Origin of the sequence: Acinetobacter sp. ABJ_C5_2, from assembly GCF_044538485.1 — a bacterium.
Lineage (GTDB): Bacteria > Pseudomonadota > Gammaproteobacteria > Pseudomonadales > Moraxellaceae > Acinetobacter > Acinetobacter nosocomialis_A.
The window spans coordinates 16220-38945 of the sequence record NZ_JBIUCS010000009.1 but is presented as its reverse complement, the minus strand read 5'-3'; the positions used below and the strand labels follow the sequence as shown (position 1 = coordinate 38945).

21 protein-coding genes are annotated in these 22726 nt (G+C 39.2%); 13 read left to right on the top strand and 8 right to left on the bottom strand.

The genetic code is table 11. The features are described 5' to 3' along the window. Positions 1-2 precede the first annotated feature (2 nt). The 4 genes from minD to ACH8JV_RS10750 all read right to left on the bottom strand — a co-directional run bounded on the left by minD (position 3) and on the right by ACH8JV_RS10750 (position 3717). Positions 3-815 (bottom strand): septum site-determining protein MinD, encoded by an 813-nt coding sequence (minD, locus tag ACH8JV_RS10765; protein WP_134262941.1) that lies wholly within the window; start codon positions 813-815, stop codon positions 3-5. A 70-nt stretch (positions 816-885) separates the two neighbouring features. After that, on the bottom strand, positions 886-1608 hold the full coding sequence (gene minC / locus ACH8JV_RS10760; protein ID WP_263613085.1) for a septum site-determining protein MinC: 723 nt from the start codon (positions 1606-1608) through the stop codon (positions 886-888). Between the two features lie 121 nt (positions 1609-1729). Then, entirely contained in the window at positions 1730-2776 is a 1047-nt protein-coding gene (locus tag ACH8JV_RS10755; protein WP_396521179.1) for a preprotein translocase subunit SecA, read from the bottom strand. Between the two features lie 14 nt (positions 2777-2790). After that, a complete protein-coding gene (locus ACH8JV_RS10750) occupies positions 2791-3717 on the bottom strand; it encodes an acyltransferase (RefSeq protein ID WP_002051994.1) in 927 nt (308 codons plus the stop codon). A gap of 244 nt (positions 3718-3961) precedes the next feature. On the opposite strand from ACH8JV_RS10750, the gene ACH8JV_RS10745 reads away from it, so the two are divergent. From ACH8JV_RS10745 to ACH8JV_RS10700, 10 genes are all read left to right on the top strand, one after another. Beyond that, a complete protein-coding gene (locus ACH8JV_RS10745; RefSeq protein ID WP_001202415.1) occupies positions 3962-4615 on the top strand; it encodes an OmpA family protein in 654 nt (217 codons plus the stop codon). Between the two features lie 193 nt (positions 4616-4808). After that, entirely contained in the window at positions 4809-6848 is a 2040-nt protein-coding gene (gene rep / locus ACH8JV_RS10740) for a DNA helicase Rep (RefSeq protein WP_000093035.1), read from the top strand. A 24-nt stretch (positions 6849-6872) separates the two neighbouring features. Continuing rightward, a complete protein-coding gene (gene dut / locus ACH8JV_RS10735; protein ID WP_000868152.1) occupies positions 6873-7325 on the top strand; it encodes a dUTP diphosphatase in 453 nt (150 codons plus the stop codon). A 199-nt stretch (positions 7326-7524) separates the two neighbouring features. Next, the gene (locus tag ACH8JV_RS10730; RefSeq protein ID WP_396521177.1) at positions 7525-8943 is read left to right on the top strand and encodes a phosphomannomutase/phosphoglucomutase; all 1419 of its coding nucleotides are present in this window, start codon (positions 7525-7527) and stop codon (positions 8941-8943) included. 14 nt (positions 8944-8957) lie between these two features. Continuing rightward, positions 8958-9866 carry an acetylglutamate kinase gene (argB, locus tag ACH8JV_RS10725; RefSeq protein WP_263613091.1) on the top strand — a complete coding sequence of 303 codons (909 nt, stop codon included), beginning with the start codon at positions 8958-8960 and terminating at the stop codon, positions 9864-9866. Positions 9867-9984: 118 nt separating this feature from the next. Beyond that, on the top strand, positions 9985-10767 hold the full coding sequence (locus ACH8JV_RS10720; protein ID WP_114271870.1) for a GNAT family N-acetyltransferase: 783 nt from the start codon (positions 9985-9987) through the stop codon (positions 10765-10767). 108 nt (positions 10768-10875) lie between these two features. Then, on the top strand, positions 10876-11724 hold the full coding sequence (locus ACH8JV_RS10715; RefSeq protein ID WP_032047991.1) for a class II glutamine amidotransferase: 849 nt from the start codon (positions 10876-10878) through the stop codon (positions 11722-11724). 251 nt (positions 11725-11975) lie between these two features. Next, the gene (locus tag ACH8JV_RS10710; RefSeq protein ID WP_000782976.1) at positions 11976-12431 is read left to right on the top strand and encodes a bacteriohemerythrin; all 456 of its coding nucleotides are present in this window, start codon (positions 11976-11978) and stop codon (positions 12429-12431) included. Between the two features lie 152 nt (positions 12432-12583). Next, positions 12584-13651: a hypothetical protein gene (locus ACH8JV_RS10705; protein WP_396521175.1), complete on the top strand. Its 1068-nt coding sequence runs from the start codon at positions 12584-12586 to the stop codon at positions 13649-13651. Further along, positions 13651-13974, top strand: coding sequence for an RnfH family protein (locus ACH8JV_RS10700; RefSeq protein ID WP_311072223.1), 324 nt, complete (start codon positions 13651-13653; stop codon positions 13972-13974). Before ACH8JV_RS10705 ends, ACH8JV_RS10700 begins: the two co-directional genes overlap by 1 nt. A gap of 55 nt (positions 13975-14029) precedes the next feature. On the opposite strand, the gene ACH8JV_RS10695 is transcribed toward ACH8JV_RS10700, so the two are convergent. Continuing rightward, entirely contained in the window at positions 14030-14428 is a 399-nt protein-coding gene (locus tag ACH8JV_RS10695; protein WP_001170994.1) for an outer membrane protein assembly factor BamE, read from the bottom strand. 111 nt (positions 14429-14539) lie between these two features. Between ACH8JV_RS10695 and fur the strand changes: the two genes are divergently transcribed. Next, complete coding sequence (fur, locus tag ACH8JV_RS10690) at positions 14540-14977, top strand: ferric iron uptake transcriptional regulator (protein ID WP_002052029.1); 438 nt, start codon at positions 14540-14542, stop codon at positions 14975-14977. Between the two features lie 70 nt (positions 14978-15047). Here the strand turns inward: fur and ACH8JV_RS10685 are convergent, their stop codons facing one another. Both ACH8JV_RS10685 and ACH8JV_RS10680 read right to left on the bottom strand, forming a co-directional pair. Next, a complete protein-coding gene (locus ACH8JV_RS10685) occupies positions 15048-16166 on the bottom strand; it encodes a PilT/PilU family type 4a pilus ATPase (RefSeq protein ID WP_151763478.1) in 1119 nt (372 codons plus the stop codon). Between the two features lie 27 nt (positions 16167-16193). Next, a complete protein-coding gene (locus ACH8JV_RS10680; RefSeq protein WP_107972265.1) occupies positions 16194-17231 on the bottom strand; it encodes a type IV pilus twitching motility protein PilT in 1038 nt (345 codons plus the stop codon). 126 nt (positions 17232-17357) lie between these two features. Here ACH8JV_RS10680 and ACH8JV_RS10675 point away from each other — a divergent pair, with 126 nt between their 5' ends. Both ACH8JV_RS10675 and ACH8JV_RS10670 read left to right on the top strand, forming a co-directional pair. Further along, positions 17358-18050, top strand: coding sequence for a YggS family pyridoxal phosphate-dependent enzyme (locus ACH8JV_RS10675; RefSeq protein WP_396521173.1), 693 nt, complete (start codon positions 17358-17360; stop codon positions 18048-18050). Positions 18051-18157: 107 nt separating this feature from the next. Continuing rightward, positions 18158-19000: an undecaprenyl-diphosphate phosphatase gene (locus tag ACH8JV_RS10670; RefSeq protein WP_396521171.1), complete on the top strand. Its 843-nt coding sequence runs from the start codon at positions 18158-18160 to the stop codon at positions 18998-19000. A gap of 120 nt (positions 19001-19120) precedes the next feature. Here ACH8JV_RS10670 and ACH8JV_RS10665 read toward each other — a convergent pair whose 3' ends face one another. Continuing rightward, the gene (locus ACH8JV_RS10665) at positions 19121-22717 is read right to left on the bottom strand and encodes an SbcC/MukB-like Walker B domain-containing protein (protein WP_396521169.1); all 3597 of its coding nucleotides are present in this window, start codon (positions 22715-22717) and stop codon (positions 19121-19123) included. Between the last annotated feature and the right edge of the window lie 9 nt (positions 22718-22726).

The window sequence follows — 22726 nt, the reverse complement described above, 5'->3', positions numbered from 1 at the left end:
ATCTACGCTCCAAATAGTCGTGCTAACCAGCCTTTAGGTTGAGCTGTGATGTGTCGATAAGGGCGGTCTTCGCCAAGAAAGCGAGCAACCAAGTCATCATACGCTTGTCCAGCTTTAGTTTCTGAATACAGAATAACTGGCTTACCTTCGTTTGATGCTTGTAATACACTTGGACATTCCGGAATAACACCTAATGTCGGTACGCGTAAAATATCTTTAGAAATATCATCAATCGTCAGCATTTCCTGACGGTCAGCACGTTCAGGGTTAAAACGTGTAATACATAAATGCTTACGTATACGTCCTTCGTTGTGTTCAACTTTTTTAGTTTTGCTGTCTAACATTCCGATGATGCGGTCAGAGTCACGTACTGAAGAAATTTCAGGATTTGTCACAATGATTGCTTCATCTGCATGGTACATTGCTAAAATTGCACCACGTTCGATCCCCGCAGGTGAGTCACAAATAATGTAATCAAATTCTTGAGCAAGCTCATCAATTACACGAGCAACACCTTCGTCGCTCAAAGCATCTTTATCACGGGTTTGTGAAGCCGGCAAAATATAAAGGTTTTCGATATCTTTATCGCGAATAAGGGCTTGTTGCAGACGTGCTTCATTGTTAATTACATTGACGAAATCATAAACAACACGACGCTCACACCCCATAATTAAATCAAGGTTACGTAAGCCTACATCAAAGTCAATCACAACAGTTTTATGACCACGAAGGGCTAAACCTGTTGCAAAAGATGCACTCGTTGTAGTTTTACCTACACCACCTTTGCCTGATGTTACGACAACAATTTTGGCCACCGAATCCACTCCTATTATGGTCATACATACACCCTTAAAAGGGCTGTTTTTTGGTGATTTGCTTAATAAACTAAAGTTCTAGAGCTTCAAATTCAAGCTCTTGCTTTTCATTTAAATAAATATGTACTGGCTTTTTTACCACATGTTTAGGGATATCATCTGCGACACAATATGTTCCGGCAATGGAAACGAGTTCAGCCTCTAAAGATTGGCAAAAAATGCGTGCAGCAGCGTGCCCACCCGCACCAGCAATGACTCTACCACGAACCGTGCCATAAATATGTATATTTCCTGAAGCAATCACTTCAGATCCACTATTCATGCCAGCTTTTAAAATAATATCGCCTTGGTCTTGTACAAGAGATTGGCCTGTACGCAAAATTTCATCATGATAAGAGGTAATATGGGCAACTGCATTATTATTTAGTGGTTTTTTTGTTTCTGGTGAAGCTTGTGCAGGTGTCGGTTTCTCTACAATTGCAACTTGCTCCGCGGTTGCTTTGATGCGTTGTAATGGCTGGTCGGCTGGTAATACAGGGAACTGAATGGCGCGTGCTTCATCACCTAAAATGCCGTCAATGACCGCCATAGGTTGCAAACCTAAGCTAACTAAGAGCTGAATTAAAGCAATGAGCTCTTGTTCAACTGTACTATCTATAATAACGACAGTTCCCTGATAGGAACCTTCATTTAGAATATTTGATAATTGCTGGCGGATCACATCATGATCATTCGTATCGAAGGTTATCCTGCTAAAGTTAACCATTCTGCCGGTAATCCGGATATCAGCCATAAGTCTTCCTTCAAGGCGTTAAAACGAGCTGTAATATCGTTAAGTTTATTGTAAATAGAGCAAATGCTAGAACAAATCGTGCCAATTCTCTAGCGTGTTTCATAAAAAATTAAGTAAATGCTTATTCTTTGATTCGATCACGCTCCGCAAGGGTTTGTTGCCATTGTTTGACTTTAACTTGTTTGCGAATTGCTTCAAGACTTTCAAACACCACAGACTCTACAAGTTGCTCAAGCTCACGGTTATTAATATTCACGTTACTTATTTTTTCTGAAATTAATTGATACGTCGCATTGGGCTGATCTTTTGATCCTTCAATTAAAGGTTCAATTAAACCGGCACTGATATTTTCACCGAGTCGCTGACCAATACTTTGAATTTGCTGTTCGATACGGCTACCCACTAAAGGAATTAAGCGTAATAATTGGGTTAACTCCGGCGTATCTTCTATTGCCTGATCAACAATTTGTCCCACACCTTTTGTGATTGCAGGTTTTTGTTCTTTTAAAGCAGTCGCTAAAGATTCTTGCAATATAGAGGTTAGGGTAACTGTAAATTGTTCGCGATGGTGATTAACTAACTCATGAATAATTTGTTTATGTGTTGAGCTAGTTTGAAGCTCATTACGAATGCCATCAATAACCGTAATAACAACACGGTCAGATAGCTCTTCCATAACAACACGATAATAAAATAGCCCAGTTTTTCTCCAGCTTTCTGGAATAACAGGATAGCCTAGTTCATATAAGCGATACGCGATAATGCCAGCACGAAATAAACGTAAAAAACGCAATTGTGGAATAATGGCTAAAATTTCATACCAGTGAATGAATGGAAAGAAAAACCAACGTTTGTGATGTTTATAAACAATTGAAATGCCCCAGCGGACAACAAATTCAGTAATTAAAAAGCCAATAAACCAAGCTTCAGTTGTAATTACCCAAGGGTGTAAATAAGTTTTATAAAACGTAAGTACTTGGGGCAGGTGAATATGTTCAAAAAACCATGCCCCAATACTGCTCATTAAAAAGAAATTTGCTGCAAGACAGAACAGATTGAAAATAATGATAAACACCATAAAGATGTCATAAATCAAAAACAGCTTAAATGAAGCGCTGCTTGGGTCCATGTGGTAATATTTTGCTTGTTTTCTGGAACTGTTTTGCATAGCTGTAAATGCTTTTAATGAGTTGAAGTAGTATATCGAGCTTTCATTTGTTCGATGAGTTGATCTTTTTCAGTCCAGAGTTCATGTACCCATTGTTGAAAGCGTTCACGGTACACTGGGTCATCTTCATAGTTACCGCCGAGTACCCAAGCTGGTATTTCAATTTTACGAAGATTTACCGCAATTTGTGAAACATCACCTAACCAGAAATCGCCATAACCCGGTACACCGTCAGGGTAGACAATGGTCATATCAACTAAAGCATCAATTTTGTCGCCCAAAATATTTAGAGCGAGTGCCAAACCGCCAGCTTTAGGTTTCAATAAATGTTTATATGGCGAATTTTGTTGGTCATGTTTTTCTTGGGTAAAACGTGTACCTTCCAAATAGTTTAATAAAGTAAAAGGTTGACTCAAGAGCTGTTCACACGCTTTACGTGCTTCCATCATATCGCGGTCTTTAAGCTCAGGGTTTTTCGCAATTTGCTCTTTGGTATGACGCTTCATCATTGGGAAGCCTAAAATTTTAAAGGCTTGACCAACGAAAGGAATAAAGATGAGTTCCCACTTGGTAAAAAAGCGGGTAAGGGGCATACGGGTTAAACCGAAATACTGATTTACGGTAGTATCAACCCAGCTTTGATGGTTACAGGTCATTAAGTAACGGCCTTGCATACTTAAATCAAGACCTTCGTCAATCGTAATATCCCATTTTAAATTAGGTAGAACATGGTCAATGAGCCAATTATTGACACTGAGCCAGCTGTTTGTAATTTGAATGTTGGTTTCATCTACTTTGGATGATTTTTTAAATAACTTGGTTAAGCCCAAAGCCAATACAGGTGGTCCATGAAAAAAGGTGCTACCTGTGATGACTGTACCTACAGTGAGTCCACGTGTAATTTTTTTTAGCGCAGATTGCTTATTGGGTGCAGTTGACATATAAATGGCCCCGAATATCTAAAATCCATAGAAAGTTGTTCAACTATAACTATCGTGAAATGAAATACAACGATATCTTAGACAACAATGAAGAAATTGTGATGAGTGCACGTCTTAAAGTGCATCAAAATATTACAAAAAACTAACTAAACTGTTTATTATTAACAAAATATCAATGTTTTATACTTCCTTTTTGTTTCATTATTCATTCAACAACAAAACACTCAAAGTGAGGAGGCATGCAATGCGTGCATTAGTTATTTCAACAGTGGTAGGGGCAGCAGTAGTACTTTCTGGTTGTCAAACAACAGGTAATAACCTTGGTGGCGTTGAATACGATAAAGCCGCATTAGGTACTTTGATCGGCGCAGCAGCTGGCTACGGTATTTCTAAATCAAATGCAAACTCTAGCCGTCAAAACAACCGTGCTGCAGCAATTGGTGCAGTTCTTGGTGCAGCTGGCGGTTTATATCTTGACCAAAAAGAGAAAAAATTACGCGAACAAATGGCTGGTACTGGTGTAGAAGTAGGCCGTAACCCAGATGGTTCTGTTCAATTGATCATGCCTGGTAGCATTACTTTTGATACTAACAAATCAAACATCAAGCCAAACTTCTATGCAACTTTGGACAAAGTAGCTCAAACATTGGCTGAAGATAACAAGAGCGCGATTTTAGTTACTGGTTATACAGATAACACTGGTAATGACTCTATTAACATCCCATTATCTCAAGCGCGTGCTCAATCAGTTAAAAACTATTTAGCTGGTAAAGGTGTTCCATCTAGCCGTATCGATGCACAAGGTTATGGTTCTTCTAACCCAATCGCAGACAACTCAACTGCTTCTGGTCGTGAACAAAACCGCCGTGTAGAAATCAGCATTTACGCTAAACAATAAGATCTAGTTTATTGTTTCAAAAACCACCTTCGGGTGGTTTTTTTATGGGTGAAGTATAAAAAATAATCACGACATTCTGCGGCGTATAAATTGCATTATTAGACATCATTTATACATATCCGTAGATTTACTATTGGGATTCTAAAAAAGAGATGACTATAATCATGCTCGAAAAATTAAGAGGTAATACACGATGTCATCTGCCAGTCAACTGAACAACAAGCAAGAAGAAGCCATGAAATATACTCAGGGCCCTTTATTGGTGCTTGCTGGCGCTGGTTCAGGTAAAACATCGGTAATTACGCGTAAAATTGCTTATTTGGTGCAACATTGCCGTATTCCTGCGCATCGTATTACAGCGATGACCTTTACCAATAAAGCTGCACGTGAAATGAAAGAGCGTGTCACTAAGCTTTTATCACGTGAAGAAGCAAAAGGTTTGTCCGTTTCGACCTTCCATACTTTTGGTTTAAATCTTTTACGTTTAGAACTTAAAAATTTACCTTTAAAAGCTAATTTTTCGATTTTGGATGCGGATGACTGTAAACGTATTTTGATGGATTTGATGCATCGCGATAATTTATCGGGTGCAGAGAGTAAAGAACTAATTGCCAAGGCAATGAAGAAAATTTCAGATTGGAAAAACGATCTGATTTTGCCTGAGCAAGCACATTCGACGTGTGAAACACCTGAAGACGTCCAGTTTGCCCATCTTTATCAACTTTATGAACGTAATTTACGTGCCTACAATGCAGTTGATTTTGATGACCTCATTGTTATGCCTACCCGCTTATTGCAAGAAAATGCAGAAGTGCGTGACAAGTGGCAAAACCGTGTTCGTTACTTGCTAGTGGATGAGTATCAAGATACCAACACCGCGCAATATATTTTGGTGAAATTACTAGTTGGCGTAATGGGGCAGTTTACTGCCGTAGGTGATGATGACCAGTCAATTTATGCATGGCGTGGGGCTAAGCCTGAAAACATGGCTTTGCTTAAACAGGATTTCCCAAATCTTCATATTATTAAGCTTGAACAAAATTACCGCTCGACCAGCCGTATTTTGAAAGCTGCGAACTGTGTGATTCAAAATAACCCGCATATTTTTGATAAAAAATTGTGGAGTGATAAAGGCCATGGTGAGGTCATCAGAATTATTACCTGTCGTAATGATGATGATGAAGCAGAACGTGTGGTCAAAGACTTACTGACTCACAAACTTATGAATGGTAAGAACTGGAAAGATTACGCTGTATTGTACCGTGGTAACTTCCAGGCGCGTGTATTGGAAACACAACTTCGCCAAATGCAGATTCCGTACAAACTCTCTGGTGGTACATCGTTCTTCGCTCGTGCAGAAATTAAAGATGTAATGAGTTATTTACGTCTTATTATTAACCCAGAAGATGACAGTGCTTTCTTACGTATTATTAATACGCCTAAACGTGCGATTGGCCCAGTTACTCTTGAAAAACTAGGCTTATTTGCACAAGAAAATAATTTGTCTTTACTTGGTGCTTCTTCTGACCAACGTCTAAGTATGGTGCTTCCTAAAAAGGCAGAAACTCAATTGCATGAGTTTGCTGATTTTATCTCGACGTTTACACGTGAGCTGTTGGAAGATGATGAGCCTGTGCCTAAAGTTCGTCAAATGATGAATGAAGCGGGTTATATCGACTATATTCGTGAGCAGTCCGCAACGCCTGCGCAAGAAAAAAGTAAACTCGATAATATCGAGAACTTGTTTAGTAGTATTCAAAACTTAATTAATCGTGCTGAAGATGTTGATGAAAAGAACATTGAAAGTGTGATTCGAAAACTAGTCTTGCTTGATATGTTAGAGCAGCAGCAAGAGGAAGAGGACACTGATAAAGTGAACTTACTTACTCTACATGCCGCTAAAGGTTTGGAATTCCCATATGTCTATATTATGGGGCTTGAAGAAGAGCTGTTGCCGCATAAGAACTCGATTGCTGCTGAAACTATTGAAGAAGAACGCCGTCTTATGTACGTGGGAATTACCCGTGCACGTCAAGGCTTAACTTTGACTTTGGCAGAGCAGCGTAAAAATGGTGGTCAAATGAAACAGATGACCCCAAGCCGTTTCCTCGATGAGCTTCCGCAAGACGAGCTCGAATGGTTAGGGCGTAAAAAGAAAATTGCAGCAAATGTTGATCCTAAAGAACAGGCTCAACAATATTTGGCAAATTTAAAAGCTTTATTAAAGCGTTAATTTTTTTAATTTTTAGGAAATCCCATGAAAGTTCAAGTTAAATTGCTCGATCCGCGTTTAGGTAAAGAGTGGCCTTTACCTTCATATGCAACAGCAGGGTCAGCAGGTTTAGATTTACGTGCCTGTTTAGATGAAGCAATTGAGATTGAACCAGGCCAAACTGTTTTGGTTAAAACAGGTATGGCAATTTATATTCATGATGTGAATTTTGCTGGTTTAATTCTACCGCGTTCAGGTTTAGGCCATAAACACGGTATCGTGCTTGGCAACTTAGTTGGTTTGATTGATTCGGATTATCAAGGTGAGTTGATGGTTTCAGTGTGGAACCGTGGTCAAACCACATTCCGTTTAGAACCGGGTGAGCGTTTAGCACAGTATGTTTTAGTTCCAGTAGTTCAGGCTGAATTTGAGCAAGTAGAGGAATTTGAAGAAACTTTACGTGGCGCAGGCGGCTTTGGTCACACTGGTAAACAATAATTAATTTATAAAAAATAATGAAAAGAAACGCTTGTTTTACAAGTGTTTCTTTTTACACCTTGAATGTTACAATGAATTATATTACAAAACGCTTTACTCATATTCTTTTAACTTTTTTTAGCAAATACCCATTTTTCAGATTTTGAATACTCTATGTTTTTGCGATAGATCAAATTGATCTTTAAATAGAAGATACGCTATGAATGTAAGACACTCATTTCCAAAAAATATTTTCCGTGCTTACGATATTAGAGGCAAACTTTCTTATTTAACTACGGACGTCGTCCGTTCAATTGCCTATGGATTGGCACAACAATATAAACAAGCAGAACAAGCTCAACTGATCATTGGTTATGATGCACGCCTAACGAGTCCAGCTTATGCGCATTTAATCGAAGAGATACTAGTAGAGCAGGGTTTAACAGTTACAAACATTGGTTGCTGCTCGACTCCGATGATGTATTACATTGCACGTGAGTTTGGTGGTAACGGAATTATGGTAACCGCTAGTCATAATCCGAAATCAGATAATGGTATTAAATGGATTTTAAGAGGTGAACCCCCATCTCCAGAAATGATTCAGCAAGTCGGTGAGTTTGCGCAAACTTATGTTCCGACTCATCCAATTTCATTATTAGAATTATCAACTCCTCAATTTAAATCAGAATTTTGCAAAAAATACCAACAGGCTCTCTTTAACGATATTCAACTCAAACGCCCATTAAAAGTAGTGCTGGATGGTTTACACGGTTCGGCAGGGCACTGTGCGAAACTGGTACTTGAAAAAATGGGTTGTGAGGTAATTGCCTTACGTACTACTCCAAATGGCGAGTTCCCTGACCATGCGCCAGACCCTTCACATGCTGCACATTTGAAAGAGTTACGAAAAACGATTATTGAGCAAGGTGCCGATATTGGTATTGCGCTTGATGGTGATGGTGATCGTGTCGTATTACTCGATGAGAAAGCCAACATACTTACAGCTGACCGTTTATTGTCGCTATTTGCACAAATGTGTCTGGAACAACAAACAGATAAAGAAATCGTATTTGATGTGAAATGCTCGCTGATGGTCCAAAGAACCGTAGAGCGACTCGGTGGTAAACCGAAAATGATTCGTACGGGTAGTAGTTTCCTCCGTTCTTATTTATCTAAGTCTAAAGGGCAAGCCATTTTTGGTGGTGAATATGCTGGCCACTATGTGTTTAATGACGGACGTGGTTTTGGATATGACGATGGTATATATGCTGCACTACGTGTAATGGAATATTTCACCGAGTCTAGTGCGGCAACAGTTTCTGATTTATTTTCTATTTATCCTGAAAGATGCTGTACCGAAGATACCTATATTAGTACTCATCAATCAGACCCTAAGCATGTATTGCAAGATATTGAAATTTTGAGCCATCGTTTAGGCGCTCATATTAGTAAAATTGATGGCGTACGTCTTGATTTTGATGATGGTTTTGGCATTATTCGAGCATCAAATACGGGTGAGTATTTTACCGTAAGATTTGATGCTGATAGTCCTTTGCGTTTAAAGGAAATTCAGCAAAAATTTATTGATATGTTGCAAGAGCGTTATCCGCAAATTGCACAAGAACTTTCTGAGGCCTAATAAGGAGAGGCGCAATGCCACAACATCAGCATCTTGGCGTCGACAAAGCAAAAATCTTGATTGAAGCTTTGCCATATATTCAACGTTTTTCTGGTAAGACGCTGGTGGTGAAATACGGTGGTAATGCGATGACTGATCCGGAATTGGAAAGTTCATTCGCTCGCGATATCGTTTTACTTAAAACTGTGGGTTTAAACCCGGTTGTTGTACATGGTGGTGGCCCACAAGTTGACTCTTTCTTAAAACAATTAGGCCGTGAGTCTGACCGTATTGATGGTATGCGTGTGACCGATCAAGCCACTATGGAAGTGGTTGAAATGGTATTGGGCGGTAGCGTAAACAAATCTATTGTTAATTTAATTAATAAACATGGTGGACGTGCGATTGGCTTAACAGGTCAAGATGGCAATCTATTACGTGCCCGTAAATTATTAATGGAAAAGCACGAAGAAGACGGTTCTATCAAACATATCGACTTAGGTATGGTGGGTGAAGTGACTGGGGTAAAAACAGACGTATTAGAGATGTTTACCCAAAGTGACTTTATTCCAGTTATTGCACCATTAGGTGTCGATGAAAAAGGTAATACCTACAACATTAATGCTGACTTGGTTGCTGGTAAGGTTGCTGAAGCATTAGGTGCAGAAAAATTAATTCTGCTTACCAATATTACTGGTGTATTAGATGAAAACAAAAATCTCTTAACTGGTTTAACTACACAAGAAGTTGACCGTTTAATCGAGACAGGCGTGATTTACGGCGGAATGATTCCTAAAGTAGGTTGTGCGCTTGATGCTGTAAAAGGCGGTGTTGTGAGTGCACACATTGTAGATGGTCGTGTACCACATGCGACATTACTTGAAATCTTTACAGATCACGGTGTGGGTACACTCATTTCTAACCGCTCAAATGCATCTCACTAAAGTGAGTATTTTGATTAAAAGACCACGCTAAGTGGTCTTTTTTTATGTCATTTAATTTTGGTCATTTTTTTGTCATGAGCTTTGACTAGTGTAAGGGGTGTCACTAGGAGCGTTCATTATGCTGGAAAAATTTAATCAATATCGCCAAACGTGGACTTTACCTCTAAATCGTCATAAGACTACGAATCAAACACAATTTCGCTTTGAATGGGTTGATAATTTAAAAGAATTACAAGATGTACAACGGTTTCGCGCACAACAATTTAGTAAACAATTCGGTATTCATTTTGAAGATAACTTAGATCAAGATATTTACGATTTTAGCTGTGAGCATGCAGTATTACGTGAGAAATGGACAGGAGAGATTGTGGCTTATACACGACTCAAGCTCTTTCAAGGCCATGAAATAGCGCAAAGCTATAGTGCTCATGAGTTTGATATTGTTCCTCATTTATCCCATTTACCAAATGTATTAGAAATAGGGCGTACCTGTGTACATCCTCGCTTTCGTAATGGTAAGGCACTTTCAACGTTATGGCTGAATCTAGCACCTAAAGTGTTGTGGTCAATGCGCGCTAAATATTTGATGGGCTGTGTAAGTATTCATCTGCAAGATAATTTGGCTAGAGCGTACTATACGCACCGTCAGATTCAGCAATTACCAGACAGTAAAACCATCGATATTCGTTCTAAAAAAATTTATGAACCAGAATATCCAGAGTTCAGCTTTCCTCAAGATGAACGTATGCCAAAACTGTTCCAAATGTATTTGAGTATGCAATCTAAACTGTCTAAAGATGCCTTTTTTGATGCTGAATTTAACTGTCTCGATTATTTTGTATTTTTGGAAGTAAATAAAATCGCGACTTCCTTTGTAATGAACAAAATGGCTCAACGATAAAGATATCTTATATTTTGTAATAGCGAGCGCATATTGGGATTTACAAGCTATTTTACTCTCATGCACAATAGTATGTATGAGGTAATGAAGCGAAAAGTTTAGAACAATATGTGCCAGCTATTAGGAATGAATTGTGCAACACCAACGGATATCACTTTTTCTTTCCGTGGTTTTTCACAGCGCGCAGGAATTACCTCTGACCATAGTGATGGTTTTGGTATAGCCTTTTTTGAAGACAAGGCATGCCGTTTATTTGTAGACAACCAGTCTGCGGTTGAATCTCCAATAGCTGATCTTATTCGTAATTATCCCATCAAATCGCGTAATGTAATCGCCCATATTCGTAAGGCGACCCAAGGCAAAATCACGCTTGAGAACTCACATCCTTTTATTCGTGAGTTGTGGGGACGTCATTGGATTTTTGCCCATAATGGCGATTTACATGATTTTAATCCACCTTTGAGCGGGCGTTTTACACCTGTAGGAAATACAGATAGCGAAAGAGCATTTTGTTATTTACTCGACCAGCTCGTAGAAGTATTTGGTTATGAAGAGCCAAGTCTTGAGCAGATATTTGAAGTGTTAGAAAAAATTTCTCCGCAAATTGCAGAATATGGCACATTTAATTTCTGTTTATCTAATGGTAAAGCTTTATTTAGTTATGCCATTACTAAATTACATTGGTTAGTTCGTGAATATCCATTTAATAATGCACATTTAATTGATTTAGATGTCGAAGTTGATTTTAGTCAGGTAACTACTCCTGAAGATCGTGTGGCAGTAATTACTACTGAGCCTTTAACACATAATGAAACTTGGACAGCTTATCAACCCGGTGAAATGATTTTATTTCAACATGGTCAGCCTATAAAAAAATCAATAACACATGTTGAAAGATTAATACGTGAAGAGAAAAACCCTGAACTTAAACGTATTACTCGGGCAGACCAATATTAATTTTTAAGTAAATGAGTGTAAATGCTTAATTAATATATATATTTACTTAATTAATAATAAAGTATTTTGTTTAAAAAATACTTTATTGTTTTAGTTGGTTAATATTAATTAATTTTTTAAAAATCAAAAACTTAATTCATTATCTATTTTTATTTATATAAAGCCGACGAAATAGGTTTGTTTTTATTTATACCCTTTAAAGATAAGATGCGGCTTATGCAACAGTCATTGAACATCATTGGGGGTGGTGTATGAAAATGAAATGGGCTTCAGAATATAATACGGGTATTGATGTTATTGATGAGCAACACAAACGAATACTTGATTATATTAATGAGATTGATGATGTAAAAGATGATGAAGATAGACGTCGTATTAAAGATGTTTTAGACAATATTATCGATTATACACAGTCACATTTTACCTTTGAAGAAAGTTTGCAAGAAGAAGCTGATTATAAATATAGAGTACCTCATAAACGCGTACATGACTTATTTATTAAAAAAATAGAGTTATATCGTGAGCGTTTTGAAATGGGGCATACTATAGAAGCTGAATTACAAGAAATTTTGGCTAAATGGTTAATTAATCATATTCAACATGATGATGCTGATTATGTAGGGGCAGTAAAAGAAAATATGATGGGGATTATTAGAGAAAAAGAAAAGAAGAAAGGAAAGAACTGGTTCGCCCGTTTTTTCTCATAAATTTAACTCGAAAAACTCTAATATACAGTTAGCGCGGCAAACTATCGTTTCGGTGGTTTGCTTTTTTTATTGTGCAGACTTTGATTTTCATGCATGAGACGGGCAAAATATCTAAAGACTTTTTCAAGGAATGCATAATGCAGGACATACCTATGTCACGTTGGTTATCGCCTCTTATGGCGTTTTGCTTATCTTTTGTCATCATGGCCACTTTGGCACCAACCATGGGCATCCAGATTGATCGTCAGCTCGATTTCTGGTTATTGTGGTTTGGCACAATGTTATTATTGGCATTACCAGTTTGTTATTTGGAAATTGCTTTAGCAAAACGATCTAAAACAACCGCTTTAAATGCGTTATCGAGTTTAACTCGTGAAGCAGATAGTTCACCTAAATGGCGCGTGGTTGGCTGGCTTGCTGTTGTTTTTATTCCTTTCTTAGCGGGTAATGTACTGAGCACTGCAAGCAATATATTAGTTGCGCAGTTTGCCCCAGGCGTTTCCGGTCAAATCATTTTTGCAGGCCTTGCAGTTGCTGCCTTGGTCTTATCATTTATTCCTCGTCAAATTCTTGTTTTGTTAATGACCATAGGGGTAATCGCTTCTATTGTGTTGGCAAATATGATGGGTACCACGTTACAGCCTTGGCATTGGACCAATGTAGAGTTTAAAGAGTGGGGTAATGCAACCGTACTTGCACTTGTAGCGAGCGGGTTAGGTTTAGGACTTTACTGGCAAAATAGTGTTGGCACTGTTCAGACTCAAGAAGGTGCAACTAAAACTGTTCTTCCAATTTGGTTGGCTCAGCTCATTGCTGTAATTGCTTTTGGTTTCTTCTCGCTTCAAGCTCAATTACCAGTCCTTACGTGGATATTTACTGGCGTGATGACATCAGCATTATTTGTGCAGTTAGCAAGAGAACAACTTGCTCAGCGTCAGCTTATGCCTGTTTTACAATGGGTGATTCTTATTGTTGCGATTGCAGTTTGGGCTATGCCTGAACTTCATAACTTATTTACGCTGATTCTTATGCTTTGGGGCTTACTCATTAGTTTGATCTATGCAATTTTTGCAGGTTGGATTATGAAAATTAGTCACTTACGTAAATCGATGAATTTTAGCAATGAGCTTTTTTATAACCTATGGCGTATTGCTGTACGTATCGTATTGCCGCTTTCAATTATTGTGGCAATGATTGCTGTAATTGGGCAAAGTATCTAATGGAACGCATTCAACAAGTTTGGGTTGCGTTTGCAGCGCCAGAGCAACAGTTTCTAATCTCTGTTCCATTTGAACAGGGAATGACTGCTTCACAGGCAGTTCAAGTCAGTGGTTTATCAAGTCAAGTTGATTTGCCTGAACCACTTCAGCTCGGCGTTTTTGGAGTAAAAGTAGAAGCTGATGCCGTACTACATGCAGGTGATCGAGTTGAGGTTTATAGACCTTTAACGATTAATCCAAAAGACATTCGTAGAAAACGTGCTGCGAAGAACCCTGTAGGCAGATACATTAAAGGCAATCGCTTTAAGCAATCAGCTCAATAAGCAAAACCCCTCAAGTTTTTTCACTTGAGGGGTTTCTTTTTATTAGAAAAAACGATTATAGTGGTGGGGCAGTTAAAATTGCTTCTTTAGAAGCAGGTAAACCTGGTTGCGATTCTGGAATAGTCTCTAAACCTTCAATTTTAGTTACAGTTCCAGTTCCATCAAAGTAAATTTTTAAATGCTGACCATGTGCTGCGGGGATTTTCGCTTTTTTAGCATATGTTCCCGGGATATAGTTGTAGATATAGTCCCAACGTTGTGGATTGAGGGGATCAGTCACTGTTGGGCTACCAAGCAAAAAGCGCACTTGCTGGAAATTCATGCCGACCTGTACTTGAGAGGCTTGAGCTTTAGTCAATGGAGTCCCTTGAGGAATATCAACCTTATATACACCAAAGATTGAACAACCAGCTAGGAGTGAAGTGACGAATAACGTCAGCACGAGTTTTTGCATTTTGCTACACTATCCCAATAAATTATGATGCATTTGATCAAAGGATAGATCATACTTCATATAAATTCTATTGCCTATTCCAACTTGAGATTTGTTGAGAGACCTTTTTTCATGCCTATTTCCAATCAAGATTTGCGCAAAGCTGGACTTAAAGTTACCCTTCCACGAATTAAGATTTTGGAATTATTAGAAAATTCAAAACAACATCATCTTAGCGCTGAAGATATTTACAAGACTTTGTTAGAGCAAGGGGAAGATGTCGGACTTGCGACAGTTTACCGTGTGTTAACACAATTTGAAGCTGCGGGTATTATTCAACGTCATCATTTTGAAAATAATCATTCTGTTTTCGAAATTATGCAAGAAGACCACCACGATCACTTGGTTTGCCAAAACTGTAACAAAGTTATTGAATTTACTAATGATGTTATCGAGAAAGAACAGCATTCTGTAGCAGAACAACATGGGTTCACCTTAACGGGTCACTCATTAAATCTCTATGGTTACTGTAATGAACCTGAATGTCAGGATGCATTGCGCAAGAAATAATCGTTTTCACATAAAGAAAACAAATAAAAAAAGGAAGGTTACGTTTAACCTTCCTTTTTTTATGAAGAAATTACTGACGGTCGAAAGTTAAATGCTGTTTTTCGTCTGTAATTTGATCAGGACCTTCATTTGCAAGCTTAATCGTTAAACGTAAATCGTTTGGTGAGTCGGCATGTTTAAGGGCATCTTTATAAGTAATTTGGCCTGCTTTATATAAATCAAATAAAGCTTGGTCAAAGGTCTGCATACCCAGTTCACGTGAGCGTTTCATCAAGTCCTTAATTTCATGAATTTCACCTTTACGAATATAGTCTGAAATTAATGGTGAGTTAATTAAAATCTCAATCGCTGCACGACGTGAATTACCATCCGGCGTTGGAATAAGCTGCTGTGCAATCATGGCTTTTAAGTTAAGCGACAGGTCCATGTAGAGCTGGCTATGTCGGTCACTTTCAAAGAAGTGAATAATACGGTCGAGTGCTTGGTTGGCATTGTTGGCGTGCATGGTAGCTAATACAAGGTGACCTGTTTCAGCGAAGCCAATTGCGTAGTCCATGACTTCACGGGAACGGATCTCACCAATTAAGATGACATCTGGTGCTTGTCGTAACGTGTTTTTTAAAGCAATTTCGAATGAGTCAGTATCGATACCGACTTCACGTTGAGTAATAATGCAGCCAGCATGTTCGTGAATAAACTCAATCGGGTCTTCAATGGTAATGATATGGCCTTTAGAGTTATGGTTACGATGGCTGATCATTGAAGCCAATGAAGTCGATTTACCTGTACCTGTTGCACCTACGAAAATAATAATGCCACGTTTGGTCATCGATAAATCTTTAAGCACAGTAGGTAACTGTAAGTCATCAATCGAAGGAATTTTAGTTTCAATTCGACGTAGAACCATGCCTGGCATGTCACGTTGCTGAAAAGCACTCACACGAAAACGCGCCGTTTTATCGCGGTTCATAATGGCAAAGTTACATTCACGAGTTTCTGCGAATTCTTTACGCTGTTTGTCGCTCATGATGGAATGTAAGAGTTGACCAATTACTTCGCCTGAAAGACTATTTTTTGAAATTGGAACAATTTGCCCGTTAATCTTCATCGATGGTGCAACGCCATCTGTAATAAAAAGATCCGATGATTTTTTCTCAACCATGAGGTTGAGTAAGTCATTAAAATCCATAATTGTATTCTCGCTGTTTTGTTATTTTTATAGGAATGATTCAGGCTGTTTCGCCGCTGTACGAGCCGTTTGCGGGCTAATTACACCACGAGACACCAAATTTTTTAAGCTTTGGTCGAGGGTCGTCATACCATGGTTGGCACCCGTCTGAATAGCTGAATACATTTGTGCGACTTTGTTTTCACGAATTAAGTTACGAATGGCAGGAATACCAATCATGATTTCATGTGCTGCCACACGACCACCGCCATTCTTTTTAAGTAGGGTCTGCGAAATAACGGCTTGTAAAGATTCAGACAGCATGGCACGAACCATGTCTTTTTCTTCGGCAGGGAATACGTCAATTACACGGTCAATGGTTTTTGCAGCTGACGTGGTGTGAAGCGTACCAAATACCAAGTGACCTGTTTCGGCAGCAGTAAGTGCTAATCGAATCGTTTCAAGGTCACGCATCTCACCGACCAAAATAATATCAGGGTCTTCACGTAGTGCTGAACGAAGTGCTTCATTAAAGCCATGTGTATCACGATGTACTTCACGCTGGTTAATCAGGCATTTTTTTGACTGGTGTACAAATTCGATTGGGTCTTCAACCGTTAAAATATGGTCATAACGGTTTTCATTAATATAGTCCATCATTGCTGCAAGCGTCGTTGATTTACCCGAACCTGTTGGCCCTGTCACCAGTACAATCCCGCGAGGATAGTCGCAAATATCTTTAAAGATTTGACCTAAGCCTAAATCTTCCATGGTGAGTACTTTAGATGGAATGGTACGAAATACTGCGCCAGCCCCGCGGTTTTGGTTAAATGCGTTCACACGGAAACGTGCAACATTAGGTACTTCAAAAGAAAAGTCAGTTTCAAGTTTTTCTTCATAGTCACGGCGCTGTTTATCGTTCATGATGTCATAAACAAGGCGGTGGACATCTTTATGTTCTAAGGCTGGTAAGTTAATACGACGAACTTCACCATCGACACGAATCATAGGTGGCATGCCAGCAGATAGGTGTAAATCGGACGCGCCATTTTTCACAGAGAAGGCGAGTAGCTCTGTAATATCCATAATTTCCCCAAGTAAATTAAAATATGTCATTATTTTGTAGAATAATATACGGCTTTCACCGAGGCTTACCAACACCTCGCTTTAGGTGAAAAGCAAAAAAGTTTTTTGAAAATGAGAACCTTGTCAATGAATTACCTGCAAGATGCGCGACAGCACGTATTACAGCAAATCAGAACTGCTTGTGAACATGCTCAGCGTGCGCCTGAAACTGTGCAACTTTTAGCCGTATCAAAAACACATCCAAGTGAAAGATTGCGTGAAATGTATGCAGCAGGGCAAAGGGCATTCGGCGAAAATTATTTACAAGAAGCTTTGGATAAAATTGAAGCTTTGCATGACTTAGACATTGAATGGCATTTTATTGGTCATGTTCAACGCAACAAAACTAAGCATTTGGCTGAAAAGTTTGATTGGGTACATGGTGTAGACCGTTTGATTATTGCAGAGCGATTATCTAACCAACGTGGTGATGACCAAGCTGCACTTAATATTTGTTTGCAAGTGAATATTGATGGGCAAGACAGTAAAGATGGCTGTGCACCAGAAGAAGTTGCGGAATTGGTTGCTCAAATTAGTCAACTGCCGAAAATTAAACTACGTGGCTTAATGGTCATTCCGGCACCGGACAATACCGCTGCTTTCGCAGATGCTAAAAAGCTATTTGATGAGGTGAAAGAGCAACATGCCAATGTGCAAGACTGGGATACATTAAGCATGGGAATGTCGGGCGATTTAGACGCTGCAATTGCAGCAGGGGCAACCATGGTCCGTGTAGGTACGGCTTTGTTTGGTAAGCGTGACACGAGGGAGAAAAAATAACTTTTAAGGGTTAGTTAAATATTTTGTGGTGGAACTGTAATCAATTAATTTAAATTTAATTTTCCTCGCTTATAACCCAGATATTTTAATATTTGAGTGTGTAATGTATGGATTTGTTGCATGTTTTCATTCTGGCAATCATTCAGGGTTTTGCTGAATTATTGCCAGTTTCTAGTTCTGCACACGTTATTTTAGCTGAAAAGCTCATGGGGTATGATCCATCTGCACCTGACATGACATTCTTACTTGTAATGTTGCATACAGGTACGATGTTTGCAGTGATCGTTTACTTTTGGAAATCTTGGAAAAAAACCTATTTTTCTTCTTGGGAAAGTTTCAAAAAACAGGCCTTCTATATTATTTTGGCAACGCTAATTACAGGCGTGCTCGGTTTAGCGCTTCAATCTCTGATTAAACATGTGTTCTTCGGCGGCGCGAGCAGTTTCGAAATTGAGCATTTGTTTAGTAACTCAAAACTCATGGCTGCTGCACTAATTTCGGCAGGTGTTCTGATTATTTTATCTTCGCGTTTAGATCGTGGTCAGCAGGGTGAAATTAGTTTGCGTAGTGCTTCTATTATTGGGGCAGTGCAGGCGTTATGTTTACCTTTCCGTGGTTTTTCACGTTCAGGTGCAACCATTTCTACAGGGCTATTTTTAGGGGTATCTCGCCAAAAGGCTGAAGAGTTCAGTTTTGCGTTGGCTGTGGTATTAACACCAGCAGTAATTTTAAAAGAATTATATCGTTTAGTTCACGCTCAAGGCTTACAAACCGTAGCTCATGGACAAGTGTTCCATTCGATGGTTCCAAGCTTGTTGGGTATGTGCTTTAGCTTTGGTGCTGGTCTTTTGGCATTGAAATGGTTGTCTTCATGGTTAGAACATGGCCGTTGGTATTTGTTCGGTCTGTACTGTATTGGTTTTGCGATTGTCGTACTCTGCGTGAATTAATTCTTTTATGTTTTAAAAATAAAAAATTAGTACAAGACAATACAAGAAAAAAGGGGCGTAAATAATACGCCCCTTTGTTATATAAGATTCATTAAATTCCAGATAGGAAATCTTGGTAAGTTAACCCACGACCTCAATTGTACTTGCGCCAGCACCAAGTGGTTTCACTTGAATTTGTACAGGAATACGCTCATGCATTTCTTGAATGTGTGAAATGAGAATGACCTGACGACCCTGATTTTGCAATTGATCCAAAGCATTCATAACCATATGCAAAGATGAGGCATCTAAAGTGCCAAAACCTTCATCAATAAACAGCGATTCAATTTTCATTGAACCTGATGCCATGTTGGCGATTGCCAAAGACAAGGCCAGTGCAGTTAGGAACGACTCCCCGCCAGATAACGATGCAACTGAGCGGGTTTCTCCATCCATATCGTGGTCAATAATCGCAAGGCTTAAAGACTGATCTAGACGTTTTAACGTGTAACGTTGAGAAAGCATCGCCAGTTGCTGGTTAGCATGTTCAACTAAAATATCTAGGTGATATTGCTGCGCATAATCACGGAACTCTTTACCTTTAGCATCGCCAATGAGACCTGAAATTTTGCTCCAGCGGTGTTCTTCTTGCTGAATATTTTGAATTTGCTCTGCATATTGTTGCTGCTTCGCAAGGTTTTGCTGATGCACTTCGAGCTTAAGCTTAAGTCGATCACGTACTTCAAGTTGTGCTTTAAGCTCTGCAATATTGTCTTGAATGAAGCTTACAAGCTTTTCATGTTCAATATCTGGCTGAGTTTGTAAATGCTCGCTCAATTGCTCTTGCATAGTTTTAAGGGCAGAAGAAGTTTCACTTAATAAACGCTCGGCATGATTAAGACGGTTACGAATATCTTGCTCTTGGGCTGAATTAATCGGCATGAGCGCCGTAAGATCAGTTGCTTGAAAATCAGTATGGGCTTTTAACCAGTTTTGAATTTGCCCATCAATCTGCTGTTGATGTTGTGCAGTGTGTTGATGTTGATGCTTAAGTTGGTCGAGCGCTTGTTTTTGCTGTTCAAAATGCTGTCTGGTTTGTTCAAAACGTTGTTTAGCTTCGTGGTACGCCGTTTGTTGCTGCTGACGTTTAGCGTCGTGCTCAATTAACCATTCGTGCGGTTTAATGTCAGCGCGGCCAGTCATTTGTTGAATGAGCGACACCGCTTTTTCATTATTGTGTTGGCCTTTAAGCGTAATTTCTTTGAGATTTTGATCGATCTCATCAATTTGCTTGGTCATTTGCTCAAGGTTAGCAGACAGCATTTTAAGTTCTTGTTGCTGCTGTTCAAAACGCTGTGAAAGCTGTTCTTGTTGTTCAAGCTGCTTAGCGCGTACATCAAGAATAGTCCAAATCTGCTTAGCTGTTTGGCTACTTGCTTGCTGCCATGCGTGCTGTTCGGCTTCAGATAAACACTCGACAATATGTTGAACTTGTTGTTGCCATTGCTGTGCCGTATTGAGCAAGCTTTCATTGCGCTGAATCGTTTGAACAAGCTGATTGTGTTGTTTAATCGCTTGGGTTAAACGCAAGTTTTCTGAGTCAAATGAATTTATGGCAGTTTGCGCAGCTTGTCTGAGTTCGTTCAGCGTTAGCAAGATCTGCTCAGGAGCTTGATTAAGCTCAATGTGTAATTGATTGAGGTTAAACGCTTGCTCAATTTCTTGCTGTAAGTTCGTCTGTTTTACTTGTAATTGAGCTAGGTATTTCTGAACCTGTTCAAGCTCGGCATGACACTGGGTAAGCGCATGTTGCTGGGTTTGCCATGCATTAAATTTAGATTGCTCTAGTGCTACTGCTTGTTGCTCTTGCTGTTGCTGCAAGTCGAACAACGCCTTAGAGATTGCACTGTCATCAACACGATAGGGATGGTGTGTGCTTCCACACACTAAACACGCTTCACCTTCTTTAAGATTGGCCCGTAACTGCTCAATATTTTCGGTGTGTAGTAAACGCTGCTGTTGCAGGATGTGTTGTAGCTTTTCACGTTCAGTTTTTGCTGTTTGGTAGTCTTGTTCAGCTAACTGGCAAACGGTTTTAAGCTGCTGTTCTTGTGCGGAGGCTTGAGTATGTTTTTCGGTGAATTGCTGAAGCTCAGCATATAGTTCATGATAAATTTTTATTTTCTGTTGAATCAGATCTAACTGAGTGATTTGAGCAAGTTTCTGATCTTTATTTTTTCGCTTTTGTTCAAGCTTTAACTCAATCTGTTCAACGGTGCCGAGTGAAGCTGTGAGTTGTTCGAGTTCGCTTTTAGCTTCTGAAAGCTTCTGGCGAGCAAGGGTAGGGTTTCCAATCTGCTGTTCAATTGTTTGGTAATTTTGAATAAATTGTCCGAGCTGATGCAGATACGCTGAAAGGCCCTTATCTAATACAGCATATTGCTGAGTCTGGATCAGCTGCTGTTGTAAATGAATTTTGTTCTGCTCAAGCTGTGTAACCTGCTGTTGTACAGCGTTTTGCTGTTGTTGCAATGGGCTTAGTTTTTGCTCAAGTACCTGTCTTTTTTCTTTGCACTTTTTATATTCATCGGCAATAAAAGCGCGTTCTTGAATAGACTGTCGAACTTGATTTAAAGCTTGTTGATGCTGTTGTTCAAAATCGAGCGTTTGTTTGAGCTGTTGTTCCGCAAGTTGATACTGTTTTTGTCCCGTTTCAAAAATTTGCACCAACTCATTAAACTTGGTCTGAGCTTGCTGAATTTGTGGCTCAAGTTGTTGTAGCGTTTGTAAATTTTGAGATTGCTGAAAAACTTGTGGGCGTATTTCAGAGAAAACTTCGAGTCGTTTTAATTGCTCACGCTCACCAGCCAATTGTTGATGATGATTTTGCTGTGCTTGAAACTGTTGCTGTTTAGCTTGAACTTCTTGCTCAAGTTTTGCCTTACGCTCAAACCATTGTTGCTGTTTGTCTAAGATATTTTTTTGTTGTTCTAAATGTTGATGATTTTGTTCAGCTTGCTGATATTGTGCAGTAAAAGCTGCAATCTCTTCATCAGACAAAATTTCAATGTGGCCTAAGAACTCTTCAAGCTGTTTACGCTGCTTTGCAATATCTGCGGTTTTACGAAAAGCCAGCTCACCAATTTTGGCGAAAATGCTGGAGTTAGTTAGGTACTCGAGTAACTCACCGCGTTCGCTATCTCGTGCTTTTAAAAATGCGGTTACTTCTGATTGGGCAAGTAATACGGCACGCGTAAATTGTTCAAAAGAAAGCTGTGTAATTTGTTTAACTTTTTCATCAACTGCTTTGGCTTTGTCGGCAAGCACGACACCATCAGTCAGGCATTTTAAGTGGCGCTGTACACTTTGTAATTTACCATTTGGGTTTTCACGGGCACGTTTAATTTCCCAACGTGCCAAATAGCGTTTTTGATCTTGTGCAATAAAGCAAAGCTCAGCAAAACCATGTCCTGTACCACGGCGTAATACAGTCAAAGGTGAGTTAGTGAGTAACTCTGAACCATCAACCTCTTTTAATTTGCCATCACTGTCTTTCAAGCGAGGCACCCGATTAAACAAAGCCAGACACATGGCATCTAAAATGGTCGACTTACCTGCACCCGTTTTCCCCACAATCGCAATGAGACCCGCATGGGCTAGAGGGGCACTTTCAAAATCAATAAAGTGTTCATCAGAAAGAGATGCCAGATTTTTTATTCGAATGGATAAAATTTTCATGACATATCC